Genomic DNA, 13,867 nt, shown 5'->3' with positions numbered 1-13,867 from the left:
AGGAGGCGCGCATTATACGCATCAATTTGCGCTGCGCAACCCCCTTCAAACAATCTTTTCTGAACCTCATCGAGATCCGAGAATGCAGCCCTAACCCGTTGATATTGCTGGGAAGAAGCCGCCTCATCTGAAGGGAGGCGCATTATGCCTATCCGGGGTCGGCTGGTCAATGAGGTTCTGCAAAGAAGATCATTTTTCTGAGGCGCTTGCCGCGAACCTTCTGCAAGGTCGGCGCAAGGTCGGAACCAGACTCTACGGGATAGAACACCCGCCGGAAGCCTTCACTTTTACTATAGGCCAGCAAGCCGTGATTTCAAGGCGCGGCAACGCCATATTCGCGCCCCATTAATTACCAATTAATCAACGGGAACCGTTACCCTGCTCCCGACTGGCCTCCGCCGCCTTTTCCGCAGAGCGGTTATCGAACAGGCGATCAAAGCGGATTTCAGGGTCACTCCATTCGCCAGTGATGCGATAGCTGACACTGGCGACCCGGTCTACCTGCTTGGCGAACAGCTTGCTGATCAGGTACACACCTGCCGCGGCCGGCAATCCGGCGGCCATGGCGGTAAGCAGTGTAGCGTTCCCCCCGACCGGCAGAGTGGCCACCAGTGAAGCATCCAGGGTCTCTTCGCGCAGATTCACCTGGCCGCCCATTTGCAGTCGCGACGAGCTGTTGGTCACCTCTATCGGTGACGACAGGTTCAGCATGCCTCGCTCAAGTTGCAGCTCGCCACTGACGCTATCGAAGGGGGTACCGGACTTATAGACATCGGAGAAGTCCAGCTGCAGGCGACGCACCCAATTGTCGAAGTTAAACAGCCCTACCAGCCTGAGGAAGGCATCACTGGCCTGGCCGGTAGTTTTAAAGAAGCGCCCTTTGCGGATGTTGAAATCCATGCGCCCCTGACTGTCGGGCAGCGAGAATTGCAGTGGGTCGCCCGGCCAGTTCAGGTCGATACCGGCCGCGCCCTCTGCGGCATCAAAGGTAACCGGCATGCGCCACGCTTTGGCTATCTCCGCCAGGTCACTGCCACTCAACAGACCACTGAACGCGGTATTACCACCCACCTGCCAGCCGAGTAACGCCCCGCTGTCGCCCAGGCCACTGACCTGCAAGCCCCGGGCGCTCCCGACAATACCGCTGAGGTAGTAACCACTGGCATCGGTGCGCAAGTCACCCTTCCAGGCACCAAAGTCCTGCCCATCCACACTGATCTCCCGCACAGTAAAGCTGATTGGAGGGACGCTTTCCGGGTTCAGCCCTGCAGTAACCCGGGCCAGCCAACTATCGCGCACCGCAGCACCCTCTTCTACAGGACCGGAGGTTGATGGCGGCTGGGTCCAGCGAACATAATCCAGATCCAGCAGCATAGGTTCACCGCTATCCGCAAGCGTAATACTGCCGCGGAGCGTTTCATCATCCAGATTGATCTTCCAGCGGTCATAATCATGACCACCACTGATGGCAACACCCGATAGCTCTACATCCCCCCAGTGCAAGGTTTGCAGCAGTACATCCAGACTGACTTTGAGATCGCCCGTTGAGCCACCGGACTTCGCCGCCACTCCCGTCCCCACGCTGGAATATTGCTGATAGCGATCCAGCACCGCCGACCACTTCGGGACATCAAACCAATCCACCGTCCCCCTGACCCTCAAGCCGTCAGCCGCAGGCGTGTTTGCACGGCCAAGCAACTGTGCCACTGCCCCATGGCCAAGAGCGATATCCCCGCGGTCTTCGGTGCCGGTATGCTGGTAGTACAGACCGAGAATTTCGTCGTACACCAGGTTTATACGGAAACCATCGCTATCAACCGGCACAGCAACCGTCAGCTCCCGGGAATCCTCTGGCATCTTGCCAAACGGTGCCGGCAGATCCACGGTAGCGCCCTGCAAAGACGAGGAGAAAGCCAGCTGCAGCGGCTCCCCGGCCCTGATGGTAGCGCTGCCCTGCACATCGGTCAGCCCGGACACAAATCCGAGCTCCGGCCGTCGAGACCAGCGCATCAGCCGTTCCGGATCCAGAGTGCCGGAAAAGCCGACACGGGTACTTTGTACATCGCCCTGCCACTGACTGCTGATGGCAGCTCGCACCGGCTGCCCCCAAAAGCGGCCCGTTAATGAGGTGGCGCTCAGGCCGGTGCGATTGTCAAAGCGCAAGTCACCCCGCACCCTGTTGAACTCAAGACCCGGCCCCTCCATTGAGAGGTCCACATCCCGCAGTTGCACCTGCACATCCTGCTTCTGCAGCTGCTGCTCGTCAGCGGAGAGCGGAATCTGCAACGTCACGCTGGCGTCGATTTCCCCGCTCGCCCGCCACGTCTGCATGGCCTCGCCAATACGTTCCCGCAAGGGTGGCACCGCCAGAATATCGAGTCCGGTTTGCGCCGGCCCCGAAAGAGTGCCCCGTATTCCCAGCAAAGTCCCGCCAGTCGCTGCCGTCGAGGGACGGGTGTCTACCTCAACCCTCTGCACAGTCGCACCCAGCAGCTGCCCACCATCAATGGCAGCGTGCACCCAACGGTCATCCACCTGCACCAATCCATGCGCATTGGTGACTGCCGGCCAATCGGGGTGGTAGTGGAGGTCACCGTCGACAACGTTGAGCGCCAGCTGCACCGCCCGACTGTGGCTGGCGCCCTCACCGAACATGGCGTTCATGACAAAACCACCGGACGACACCCTGCCCCCCTGCAGCGCGGCATCGAGCCAGCCCAACAGAGACTCCGGAACCACCTGCGGCACCAGCCGCTTATGGTTGGCAACGTCGCCGTCGCGCAGGCCGATCTGCAGCGTCAGCTCCAGCGGACGGGTATGGGGTTGAAACGGGACATCCAGGTAGAAAAAGCCATGGGCATCCCCCAGTTCACCCTGCATGCTCAGCAGACCGCTGTTAACCAGCACCTGGTTGGCTTCTTTATCCACTTTCCAGGCCACCCGGCCGGACGCGTAGTCGAACTGGAAGGGCTGCTCATAGATGCCCGGGTAATGCATAAGGAAGCCGTCTTCACTGTCGAGCGTTACCGCCCCACTCAGCAGGCCGGTATCGAGATAGCCGGTGACATTGGTCAGCTGTGGCACCCCTTTCCAGGACGCAATGCCCACCTTCTGCAAAGTCGCCTGCAGGCGGAAGTCTGCCGGCCGGGACACCGGCAGCGTTACCAGCAACGACTTCATCACCCCTGCGATGCCCAGCTCCGCCAATAGCCTGTGCGCCACATCCGGCAGCGACTGCACCCTCGCCAGGTGACGGGTTAACCGCCCCAGATCCAGCTCCGGCACGGCCAGTTGCACAGTATCGGCCTGCAGCCCGCCGCTGAGCGACACATCCAGGGGCTGCATATCTCCATCAGCCCAATGGATCTGCAGCTGCCGCAGATCAAACCGCCAATCACCATCCGGGGTCAGGGTGCCGCTCAGCTCCGACGCCAGCTTGCCCGGCAGGCCGGTAGTACCTGCAGGAACTCCGGCTGCAGCATCCGGAACGGTGAACGCCCAGCGACCCGAGAGCCCCATGGCGCGCTCCGGTTCGATGGTGAGCCACACCTCGGCATCCACTGCTCCGCTGCCGAGATAGTCGCGCCCCGGCAGGGCCGGGCCCGCCAGCTCCATCAGGCCTGCGGTACGGAAAGCCTGTAAACGCAAATAGCCGCGGCCGCGGAACTCATCCGCTTGCCGCGGATTGCCATGCCCCTCAAAGATTAACCTGGCGCTCTGTTGCTGTTCGTGGCCGATGGAAGCGACAAAGCGGTGAAAATCGCCGTCATTTTCCAGTGTCACGGCGTTGGCCCTGAAATCCCGCCGGGAGCCATCTGCAAAGGTGAGTGCTATCCTGGCTCCGGTAAGCTCCACGTCCCGACCCACCAGAAACATATCCAGGGGATCGGCAATCTCATTGTTATCCGGCTTGGCCCGCGCAATACCCGGCAGGCCCCAGCGACCCTCCTGATCCTGCTGCAATTCGGCCTGTAAACCACCGAAACGCAGCTCCGCAAAGCGCAGTCGGCGGCTCATGACACTGCTCAGCACATCCAGCCTCAACTCCACCCTCTCGGCTGACAGGACTGCTTGCCCGGCAGGGTTATACAGCCGGAAATCCCGCACCAGCAGCTCGGGCTTCAGCCCCTCCCAGCGGGCGTGCAGGGCCCCCAGCTCAACCCGGGAGGATAAGCGTTCTGAAAAGTAGTCCTGCAGATAATCGCGATGAAGTGTCAGGCTTGGCGCCATCTCCCGGCCCAGCTGCACCAGCACCGCCGCCACAATCAGCAGCAGCGCCAGCGTGCCCCAGAATTTTCGCGCCAGCCAACCGGCCGCTTGCCTCACCATGCACTAAACCAGAATGATGTCGTACTGTTCCTGGGTGTAGATGCTTTCCACCTGAAACTGAATGGTGCAACTGATGAACTCTTCCAGGTCGGCAACGTTTGAAGACTCCTCGTCCAGCAGCCGGTCGATAACCACCTGCGACGCCAGTACCAGGAATTTCTCGTTGTTGTAGGCTCTCGCTTCACGCAGGATTTCGCGAAAGATCTCGTAGCAGACGGTCTCGGCGGACTTGAGCGAGCCGCGGCCCTGACACACCGGGCAGGGCTCACACATCACCTGCCCGAGGGATTCACGGGTGCGCTTGCGGGTCATCTCCACCAGCCCCAGCTCGGAGACGCCGGTGATGGAGGTTTTGGCATGATCCCGCTCCATCATCTTTTCCAGCGTACGCAGCACCTGGCGTTGGTGCTCGGACTCTTTCATGTCGATAAAGTCGAGAATAATAATGCCGCCGATATTGCGCAGGCGCAGCTGGCGGGCAATGGCGGTGGCGGCCTCCAGGTTGGTTTTGAAGATGGTCTCTTCCAGGTTGCGGTGACCGACAAAGGCGCCGGTGTTGACGTCCACAGTGGTCATTGCTTCAGTCTGCTCAATGATCAGGTAACCACCGGACTTGAGCTGCACCTTGTGCACCAGGGCCTTCTGGATCTCTTCCTCGACGCCATAGAGTTCAAACAGCGGCCGCTCACCGGGATAGTGCTCGATTTTTTCCACCACTTCGGGGGCGTACTTGCGGGCAAAGTGAACCATCTTGCCGTGCACCTCGCGGGAGTCCACCCGCACCTTTTCGATGTGGGGCTTGATCAGGTCACGCACCGTGCGCAGGAACAGAGGCAGGTCTTCATGAATAACCGAACCGGCCGGTGCCGTGCGGGAGCGCTCCTCAATGTCGTTCCAGAGGCGGTAAAGGAAAGGGATATCAGCGCACAACTCTTCCCCCGCCACGCCCTCGGCAACCGTACGGATAATAAAGCCGCCATTGGCCTTGCCGGCCTCGGGCTCCTGCTCCAGTTCGGCTACCTGCTCTTCCACCAGGGTTTTCAGGCGCGCGCGCTCCTGCTCATCCTCAATGCGGGTGGAGATGCCAATGTGGCGGGTTTGCGGCATATAGACGAGATAGCGGCCGGACACGGATAAATGAGTGGTCAGGCGCGCGCCCTTGGTGCCAATGGGGTCCTTGACCACCTGCACCACCAGCACCTGCCCCTCGCGCACCGCGCCGCGAATATCCTCCACCGGCGCACTGCGATCCTCCATACCATCCTTGCCCAGCGGGGCAATATCGGCGGCGTGAATAAAACCGGCCCGCTCCAGGCCGATATCCACAAACGCCGCCTGCATGCCCGGCAGTACCCGCACCACCTTGCCTTTATAGATATTGCCTACATGTCCCTTGCGCTGGGTGCGCTCAATGTAGACCTCCTGCAACATACCGTTTTCCACCAGTGCCGTACGGGTTTCGGTGGGCGAGGCGTTGACCAGTAATTCTTCGCTCATAGTCTCTTTTCTGTCCGCAGGATTACCTGACGCTTGTTATTTTGGGACGACTGCAGCAGTCACTGAGGTATTCAGGCCTGCCAATGGGTCAGCCCTGCCAATAGGGTACCCCGAATAGATCCAGCAGTTCACAGGTCTGGGCCAGCGGCAACCCCACTACCCCACTGTAACTGCCGTTGATGTGCTCTACCAGTGCCGCACCCCGGCCCTGTATACCATAGGCACCGGCCTTGTCGGCAGGCTCGCCGGTCGCCCAGTAGCGTCGGGCCACCTCTTCATCAAAAGGGCGGAAACGCACCTCTGTGGTGACCAGGCGGATCTCCTGCTGACCCGGGTTCGACAGGGCCACCGCGGTATGCACCAGGTGATCGCGGCCGGACATCAGCATCAGCATGGCAACCGCGTCCTCTTCATCCACCGGTTTTTCCAGTAAACGCCCTGCGCAAACCCCAATGGTGTCTGCGCCCAGCACCGGCCGCCCGGGGAGCCCCAGCTCACTCAACCGCAGCACACCGGCACGGGATTTCTCCAGCGCCAGACGGCAGACATACTGCTCCGGACTCTCACCGGCAGCAGGCACCTCGGGCACGTTTACAGAGAGGGTTTCAATATGGACACCAATCTGCGCCAGCAATTCACGGCGCCGGGGGGATTGGGAGGCGAGGTAAAGGGAAGTCATGAACACGATCCTTGATCATCAGGACCGCATTGTAGCCAATCTGTGCGCCAACAACAGGACGCTGAGCGCAATTCAGGCGACTCGCCAGTAACGGCGCAGCCGCTCCAGTAACATGTAAAACACCGGCCACAACAGGGCACTGACAAATGCCGGCAACAGGAATACCAGCGAGGGCGCTGCTGAACCCGACAGGCTGTGCACCCAGTTAATGACCAATTGATGAAGGCCGAGCACCACAAATACGGTAAACATCTGCCGCCACACCGTGGTATTTTGCATACGCTGGTAGGAGAGCAACCCCACATAGGCGACCACCATCAGCGCCATGGCATGCTGACCCAGAGCCACGCCCTCCAGCAGGTCCTGCAGGCAGCCCACCACCCAGATTACGATAATGCTGGTCTGCTGGGGCATTACCATCAGCCAGTAAATTACCAGGATGGCCACAAATTCGGGGCGCAACCAGCCATTGGGCGGGCTCAGCGGCAGCGCCATCAGCAGCAGTGCCAACAGGTAGGAACAGGCGATCACCCAACGGTTGTGAGCCTTAACCGGAACCACCTTCAGACTCCTCCGGCTCTTCAGACTCTTCGGGAACAGAAAGCTCCACCGCGTCTACGGCATCCCCGGCGCGATCGCCGCTGAATACCAGCAATACATGGCGACTGCGGTTAAGTTGCGCTTTCGGGCGGGCCACAACGGTAGCGAAGGGCTGGCCCGGATCGTGTACCACGGACTCCACAGTCGCCACCGGATAACCCACCGGGAAACGCTGCCCCAGGCCGGAGCTGACCAGCAGGTCACCGACGCGGATATCAACGGTATTGGAGAGGTAACGCAGCTTCAGCTGGTAGAGGTCACCGGTACCCTCGGCCACCGCCCGCACACCATTGCGATTCACCTGCACTGGCAAGGCGTGGGAGGCATCGGTAATCAGCAGCACCTGTGAGGTGTATTCGCTCACCTCCACCACCTGCCCCATCAGACCGTAGGCATCCAGCAGTGGCTGCCCCAGGTAAACCCCATGGCTGGCGCCCTTGTTAACAATCACCTTGTGAGTCAGGGGGTCCGGCGAGATACCGATCAGTTCAGCCACCAATACCCGATCCTGCACCACCTCGGCGGAATTGAGCAGCTGCCGCAGGCGCACATTCTCGGCGGCCAGGGTGGCCATCTGCTGCAGCTTGCGCTTGTGGATCAGCAGCTCGGCCTTCAGCGCCGAATTCTCCTCCTCCAGGTCGCGGCGGGTGCGCAGGGAATCGGAAACCTCATCCACCGCACGCGCCGGTGCATCGGCAACCATATAAAGAGGGGCGACCAGGGTCGCCAACCGGGCCCGAACCGGATCCAGCAGCGACGTGTAGGTATTCACAAGAATAAGGAACAGGGCCAGCCCCCCAAGTGTAAACACCCGGGAAGCCGTGGAAGGTCCTTTGGAAAATAGAGGTTTCACCGGTCAGCCTTGCGGGGAGGCATCTGCACCCGGATCAACTGGAAAGCAGGTCGATGCTGCGACGATCCATGATGTCCATCGCCTTGCCGCCGCCGCGGGCCACACAGGTGAGGGGGTCTTCCGCCACGATCACCGGCAGGCCGGTCTCTTCGGCGATCAGGCGATCGATGTCGCGCAGCAGGGCACCACCACCGGTGAGCACAATACCACCATCGGCGATATCGGACGCCAGTTCCGGCGGCGACTGCTCAAGCGCACTTTTCACCGCCTGCACAATGCCAGTCAGAGGCTCCTGCAGGGCCTCCAGGATCTCGTCACTGTTGAGGGTAAACTGGCGTGGCACCCCTTCGGCCAGGTTGCGGCCGCGCACGTCGATTTCACGCACTTCACTGCCGGCGTAGGCGCAACCGATCTCGGTCTTGATACGCTCGGCGGTAGCGTCGCCAATGACGCTGCCATAGTTACGACGCACGTAGTTGACGATCGCCTCATCAAATCGGTCGCCACCGATACGGACGGAATCGGAGTAAACAATGCCGTTAAGGGAGATAATAGCAATTTCAGTGGTACCACCACCGATATCCACCACCATGGAACCGCTGGCTTCCTCAACTTTTAGGCCGGCACCGATGGCGGCCGCCATAGGCTCCTCTATCAGACGCACTTCACGGGCGCCGGCACCCAGTGCTGACTCCCGGATGGCCCGCTTCTCCACCTCGGTAGACAGGCAGGGTACGCACACCAGCACCCGGGGACTGGGCTGAAACCAGCTGTTCTCGTGCACTTTCTTTATAAAGTGCTGCAGCATCTTTTCGGTGACCTGGAAATCAGCAATAACCCCGTCTTTGAGGGGGCGAATGGCGGTGATATTACCGGGGGTACGACCGAGCATACGCTTGGCCTCGACGCCGACCGCTTCGACGATTTTCTGGCCGTTATGGTGACGGATAGCCACTACCGAGGGCTCATTGAGGACGATGCCACGGTCGCGAACGTAAATCAGGGTATTGGCGGTGCCGAGATCAATGGACAGGTCGTTGGAGAAGATTCCGCGAAGGCGCTTAAGCATTGATGTATTCAAACCTTTTAATCGTAGTCGTTATCCGCGCGGGAAGCCGGTCAGCACCGGCATCCGGAGTCACCCGCCTGAGCCCATTTGCAGTCCGGGCCCAATCTACAGCCCAACCTGCAGAAAGCCGGATACACCCCTGTTTTCACCTCGGAAAACAGCAGGCAGACAGCGATCGGGAAACGGCCAACCGGGTGGCGGGAAAAGGGGTTGCCACGCGGCTTCCCATAAATGAACGAACTCTATCAACGGCGGGGATTCAGGGCAAGGCGCAAATATGGTACTTTACCGCCTTTACTTCACAAATGCCCAAGGCCGCAAAGCTTACCCCCTGTAAGCGTGAACCAGGCCCGGCCGAACCACCTATCTGGAGACCCGAGTGGACCGTTCCGACATTGCCAAACTGGCGCATCTGGCACGCATCGAAATATCCGATGCCACCGTCGACGATGTGGCCCGCAGCATCACCGATGTACTGAAACTGGTTGATCAGCTGCAGTCCGCCGACACCCAGGGCATTGCCCCCATGGCCCACCCCCTGGATGCCGTGCAACGCCTGCGCGCTGACCAGGTGACCGAGGCGGACGTGCGCGAAGCCTACCAGGCCATCGCCCCCGCCACCGAAGACGGCCTGTACCTGGTACCCAAGGTCATTGATTAACCGGGCTCCTGCCCCGCTCTCTGCGCCGGACAAGTCCGGCGCCTCCCAAGGGAAAACACATGCACAAACTGACCATTGCTGAGCTGATCCAAGGCTTGCGCAACAAGGACTTTTCCAGTGTTGAACTGACCCGGCACTACCTGGATCGTATCAACCGACTCGACGCCAGCTACAACAGCTACGTGACCGTCACCGAAGAGATCGCCCTGCAACAGGCCGCGGCTGCCGATGCCCGTCTCGCCGCCGGCGATGCCCCGGCGCTGTGTGGCGTGCCCATCGCCCACAAGGACATCTTCTGTACCGAAGGCGTGCGCACCAGCTGTGGCTCGAAAATGCTCGACAACTTCGTGCCCCCTTACAACGCCACCATCGTGGAAAACTACTTGCGCGATGGCGCGGTGATGCTGGGCAAGGTCAACATGGACGAGTTCGCCATGGGCTCCTCCAACGAAACCAGTTACTACGGCCCGGTGAAAAACCCCTGGGACACCAACTGCGTACCCGGTGGCTCCTCCGGTGGCTCCGCTGCTGCCGTGGCAGCCCACCTGGCTCCAGGTGCCACCGCCAGTGACACTGGCGGCTCCATTCGCCAGCCCGCCAGCCTCTGCGGCCTGACCGGTATCAAGCCCACCTACGGCCGGGTTTCCCGCTGGGGCATGATCGCCTTCGCCTCCAGCCTGGACCAGGCCGGCGTGCTGACCCGCACCGCGGAAGACGCCGCCATCATGCTCAACTCAATGACCAGCTTCGACGACAAGGACTCCACCTGTGTCGACGAACCCTTGAGCGATTACACCGCCAGCCTCAACGAGCCACTGAAAGGCCTGCGCATCGGTATGCCGGAGCAGTATTTTGGTGAAGGCCTCAACCCCGAGACCTCCGACCGGGTACACGCTGCCATTGCCGAATTCGAAAAGCTGGGTGCTACCGTCAAGAGCATCAGCCTGCCCCACTCGGCGCTGTCAGTACCGGCCTACTACGTGATTGCGCCAGCGGAGTGTTCCGCCAACCTGTCCCGCTTTGATGGCGTGCGCTACGGCCACCGCTGCGACAACCCGAAAGACCTGGAAGACCTCTACAAGCGCTCCCGCGGTGAAGGTTTTGGCGAGGAAGTGAAGCGCCGTATCCTGGTAGGCACCTACGCCCTGTCCGCCGGTTACTACGATGCTTACTATCGCAAGGCACAGCAGGTGCGTCGCCTGATCAAACAGGACTTTGTCGATGCGTTTGCCGAGGTAGACGTGGTAATGGGGCCGACCGCCACCTCCCCGGCCTTTGCCTTTGGCTCCAAGGGTGACGATCCCGTCGCCATGTACCTGGAAGATATCTACACCATCGCCACCAACCTCGCCGGCCTGCCCGGTCTCTCCATTCCCTGCGGACTGGTGGACAACAAGCCGGTGGGACTGCAGATCATTGGTAACTATTTCAGCGAAGCCAAACTGCTGAACGTGGCGCACCAGTTCCAGCAGGTGACCGATTTCCATCAGCTGACCGCACCCGGTATTGAATAAACGGCAATTGAAACAGTAAGCAGCGCGGCCGGTGCGTCCGGCCCGCAAGTCGTCTGATACGAGAATCAAGACTATGCAATGGGAAACCGTTATCGGCCTGGAAGTGCACGTGCAACTGGCCACCAAAACCAAAATCTTTTCCGGCGCCAGCACCGCCTTCGGTGCCGCACCCAACACCCAGGCCTGCGCCATTGACCTGGCCATGCCCGGCACCCTGCCGGTGCCCAACGGCGAAGCCTTCCGCTTCGCGGTGATGTTCGGCCTCGCCATCGACGCCGAGATCGGCACCCGCTCGATGTTTGAGCGCAAGAACTACTTCTACCCGGACCTGCCCAAGGGCTACCAGACCACCCAGCTGGAAGCGCCTATCGTCGGCGCCGGTCATGTGGAGATTCAGCTGGCCGACGGCAGCAGCAAGTCGATCCGCATTCACCACGCCCACCTGGAAGAGGACGCGGGTAAATCCCTGCACGAAGACTTTCATGGGATGTCCGGCATCGACCTCAACCGCGCCGGCACACCGCTGATCGAAATCGTCTCGGAGCCCGACATGCGCAACGCCGAAGAGGCGGTGGCCTTTGCCCGCAAGCTGCACTCCATCGTCACATCGCTGGGCATCTGCGACGGCGACATGTCCCAGGGTTCCATGCGCTTCGATGTGAACATCTCCGTGCGCCCCAAGGGCCAGGAAGAGTTCGGCACCCGCACCGAAACCAAGAACCTCAACTCCTTCAAGTTTATGGAAGACGCCATCAAGCTGGAGGTTGAACGCCAGATCGACCTGATCGAAGACGGCGGCAAGGTGATTCAGGAGACCCGTCTCTACAACGGCGACACCCGCACCGCACGCTCCATGCGCAGCAAGGAAGAAGCCAACGACTATCGCTACTTCCCCTGCCCTGACCTGCTGCCGGTCATCATCGACGAGGATTACATCGAAGCCATCCGCCAGGACCTGCCGGAACTGCCCGACGCCCGTCAGCACCGCTTCGCGAAGGAGTACGGCTTGTCCGAATACGATGCCGGCCTGATTGCCGCTGACGCAGCTACCGCCCACTTCTTTGAAGAGTGCGCCAAGGCCTGTGGCGACGCCAAGCTGTCTGCCAACTGGATCATGGGTGACCTGGCAGCAAAACTGAACGCCGCCGAACTGACCATTCAACAGAGCCCGGTCTCCGGCGCCCTGCTGGCCGGCCTGATCGCCCGCATCAAGGACAACACCATCTCCAACAAGATTGCCAAGCAGGTGTTCGAAGCCATGTTCAATGGCGAGGGTGATGCCGACGCCATCATCGAAGCCAAGGGCCTGAAGCAGATGTCCGATACCGGCGAGCTGGAAAAGATCATCGATGAGGTGATCGCCGCCAACCCGGCCATGGTGGAAGACTGGCTCAGCTCCGAAGAGGACAAGCGCAAGAAGAAGATGGGCGGCTTTATGGGCCCCATCATGAAAGCCACCAAAGGCCAGGCCAACCCAGGCATGGCCAACCAGCTGCTGGAGAAGAAACTGCGGGAAAAACTCTGACACCCCGCAGCAGATTCACTCTACCGGCTTACAGAATTATTTGAGGTATACCAACATGGCACTGAAGAAAGACAAACAGAAAGTTCTCGGCGAAATCTTTGACGACGCCCGTATCAAATCCTTCCTGGAGTACGACGCCTACGGCGACATGAACGCCGACTACCACGTACTGGAGAAGGCCTACCGGGGCATGAAGGCGGAAAACTTCGCCACCTTCGTCGGTTTCTTCAAGGAAGCGGGGCGCGATCTCAACGCCACCAACGGCGATGGTAAAACCATCCTGCAGGTGGTGAGCGAGCATCGCCTGGGTGAAGAGTACGCCGAAATCCTCAAGCAGGCCGGCGCACAGTAATCCCCCCATACACCGTCAGGAACAGCAAGGAGCTGCTCGTGCCCAACCACCTGATCAACGGACTGACCTATCTGACCCGCGGTGCACAGCTGATTGTGCACCCGCAGCTGCGCTGGTTTGTGCTGGTACCGGTACTGATCAATATTGTGCTGTTTGTGATTATCACCAGCATGCTGATCGGTCAGTTCGGTGCCGCACTCGACTGGTTGTTGAGCGGCCTGCCCGGCTGGCTGGACTTTCTGGCCTGGATTCTGTGGGTACTGTTCTCGATCGTGTTGCTGCTGGTGTACGGCTACAGCTTCAGCGTTATCACCAACATTATTGCCGCGCCGTTTTACGGCGTGCTGGCGGAGCGGGCGGAGATCCTGATCAAGGGCTCGGGCCCCAGGCCGGAAACCCTGCTGCACATGATTCCCCGCACCCTCGGGCGCGAAATGGTGAAGCTGTGGTACTTCATCGTCCGCGGTGTGGCGATCCTGATCCTGAGCCTGGTGCTGTCGTGGATTCCGCTGCTGAACTTCCTGATCCCGGTGATCGTGTTTGTCTGGGGCGCTTGGTCCATGGCCATCCAGTACGTGGACTACTCCGCCGACAACCACCAGTTACCCTTCAGCAACATGCGCGACCGCCTCGCGGCCCGCAAATACACCAGCATCGGCTTTGGCGGCCTGGTGATGGTGGGCACCATGCTGCCGCTGGCCAATATCTTTATCCTGCCCATCGCCGTGGTGGGCGGCACGGTGTTCTGGACCGAAGAGCTGGAAGACCTCTGATTTTCCGTCCCCGGA

General features: G+C 60.4%; 11 protein-coding genes. 5 read left to right on the top strand and 6 right to left on the bottom strand.

Translation table 11 applies throughout. The features are described 5' to 3' along the window. Positions 1-360: 360 nt before the first annotated feature. The 6 genes from GSF27_RS16270 to GSF27_RS16245 form a co-directional block, all read right to left on the bottom strand. Positions 361-4,329 (bottom strand): YhdP family protein, encoded by a 3,969-nt coding sequence (locus tag GSF27_RS16270; RefSeq protein ID WP_160971108.1) that lies wholly within the window; start codon positions 4,327-4,329, stop codon positions 361-363. 3 nt (positions 4,330-4,332) lie between these two features. Continuing rightward, on the bottom strand, positions 4,333-5,826 hold the full coding sequence (gene rng, locus GSF27_RS16265) for a ribonuclease G (protein ID WP_160971106.1): 1,494 nt from the start codon (positions 5,824-5,826) through the stop codon (positions 4,333-4,335). Between the two features lie 88 nt (positions 5,827-5,914). Then, on the bottom strand, positions 5,915-6,505 hold the full coding sequence (locus GSF27_RS16260) for a nucleoside triphosphate pyrophosphatase (protein WP_160971104.1): 591 nt from the start codon (positions 6,503-6,505) through the stop codon (positions 5,915-5,917). Positions 6,506-6,577: 72 nt separating this feature from the next. Then, positions 6,578-7,066: a rod shape-determining protein MreD gene (gene mreD / locus GSF27_RS16255; protein ID WP_160971102.1), complete on the bottom strand. Its 489-nt coding sequence runs from the start codon at positions 7,064-7,066 to the stop codon at positions 6,578-6,580. Next, positions 7,053-7,958 (bottom strand): rod shape-determining protein MreC, encoded by a 906-nt coding sequence (gene mreC, locus GSF27_RS16250; RefSeq protein WP_160971100.1) that lies wholly within the window; start codon positions 7,956-7,958, stop codon positions 7,053-7,055. The genes mreD and mreC overlap by 14 nt, the downstream gene beginning before the upstream one ends. A gap of 34 nt (positions 7,959-7,992) precedes the next feature. Then, complete coding sequence (locus GSF27_RS16245) at positions 7,993-9,027, bottom strand: rod shape-determining protein (RefSeq protein WP_160971098.1); 1,035 nt, start codon at positions 9,025-9,027, stop codon at positions 7,993-7,995. Positions 9,028-9,406: 379 nt separating this feature from the next. On the opposite strand from GSF27_RS16245, the gene gatC reads away from it, so the two are divergent. The 5 genes from gatC (at position 9,407) to cysZ (ending at position 13,852) form a co-directional block, all read left to right on the top strand. Then, the gene (gene gatC / locus GSF27_RS16240) at positions 9,407-9,688 is read left to right on the top strand and encodes an Asp-tRNA(Asn)/Glu-tRNA(Gln) amidotransferase subunit GatC (protein ID WP_160971096.1); all 282 of its coding nucleotides are present in this window, start codon (positions 9,407-9,409) and stop codon (positions 9,686-9,688) included. A gap of 59 nt (positions 9,689-9,747) precedes the next feature. Further along, entirely contained in the window at positions 9,748-11,202 is a 1,455-nt protein-coding gene (gene gatA / locus GSF27_RS16235; protein ID WP_160971094.1) for an Asp-tRNA(Asn)/Glu-tRNA(Gln) amidotransferase subunit GatA, read from the top strand. A gap of 73 nt (positions 11,203-11,275) precedes the next feature. Further along, positions 11,276-12,727, top strand: coding sequence for an Asp-tRNA(Asn)/Glu-tRNA(Gln) amidotransferase subunit GatB (gene gatB, locus GSF27_RS16230; RefSeq protein ID WP_160971092.1), 1,452 nt, complete (start codon positions 11,276-11,278; stop codon positions 12,725-12,727). Positions 12,728-12,782: 55 nt separating this feature from the next. Continuing rightward, positions 12,783-13,079 (top strand): PA4642 family protein, encoded by a 297-nt coding sequence (locus GSF27_RS16225; RefSeq protein ID WP_160971090.1) that lies wholly within the window; start codon positions 12,783-12,785, stop codon positions 13,077-13,079. A gap of 38 nt (positions 13,080-13,117) precedes the next feature. Continuing rightward, positions 13,118-13,852 carry a sulfate transporter CysZ gene (gene cysZ, locus GSF27_RS16220; protein WP_160971088.1) on the top strand — a complete coding sequence of 245 codons (735 nt, stop codon included), beginning with the start codon at positions 13,118-13,120 and terminating at the stop codon, positions 13,850-13,852. Positions 13,853-13,867 lie beyond the last annotated feature (15 nt).

This window comes from Pseudomaricurvus sp. HS19 (genome assembly GCF_009857815.1).
Lineage (GTDB): Bacteria > Pseudomonadota > Gammaproteobacteria > Pseudomonadales > Cellvibrionaceae > Pseudomaricurvus.
The sequence above is the reverse complement of the archived record's forward strand: the minus strand, read 5'-3'. Positions and strand labels throughout refer to the sequence as shown.

What these genes read in the sequence shown, in the direction of transcription:
- GSF27_RS16270 (WP_160971108.1), bottom strand. Translation starts at nt 4,329, where the DNA reads ATGGTGAGGCAAGCGGCCGGTTGGCTGGCGCGAAAATTCTGGGGCACG.
- rng (WP_160971106.1), bottom strand. Translation starts at nt 5,826, where the DNA reads ATGAGCGAAGAATTACTGGTCAACGCCTCGCCCACCGAAACCCGTACG.
- GSF27_RS16260 (WP_160971104.1), bottom strand. Translation starts at nt 6,505, where the DNA reads ATGACTTCCCTTTACCTCGCCTCCCAATCCCCCCGGCGCCGTGAATTG.
- GSF27_RS16245 (WP_160971098.1), bottom strand. Translation starts at nt 9,027, where the DNA reads ATGCTTAAGCGCCTTCGCGGAATCTTCTCCAACGACCTGTCCATTGAT.
- gatA (WP_160971094.1), top strand. Translation starts at nt 9,748, where the DNA reads ATGCACAAACTGACCATTGCTGAGCTGATCCAAGGCTTGCGCAACAAG.
- gatB (WP_160971092.1), top strand. Translation starts at nt 11,276, where the DNA reads ATGCAATGGGAAACCGTTATCGGCCTGGAAGTGCACGTGCAACTGGCC.
- GSF27_RS16225 (WP_160971090.1), top strand. Translation starts at nt 12,783, where the DNA reads ATGGCACTGAAGAAAGACAAACAGAAAGTTCTCGGCGAAATCTTTGAC.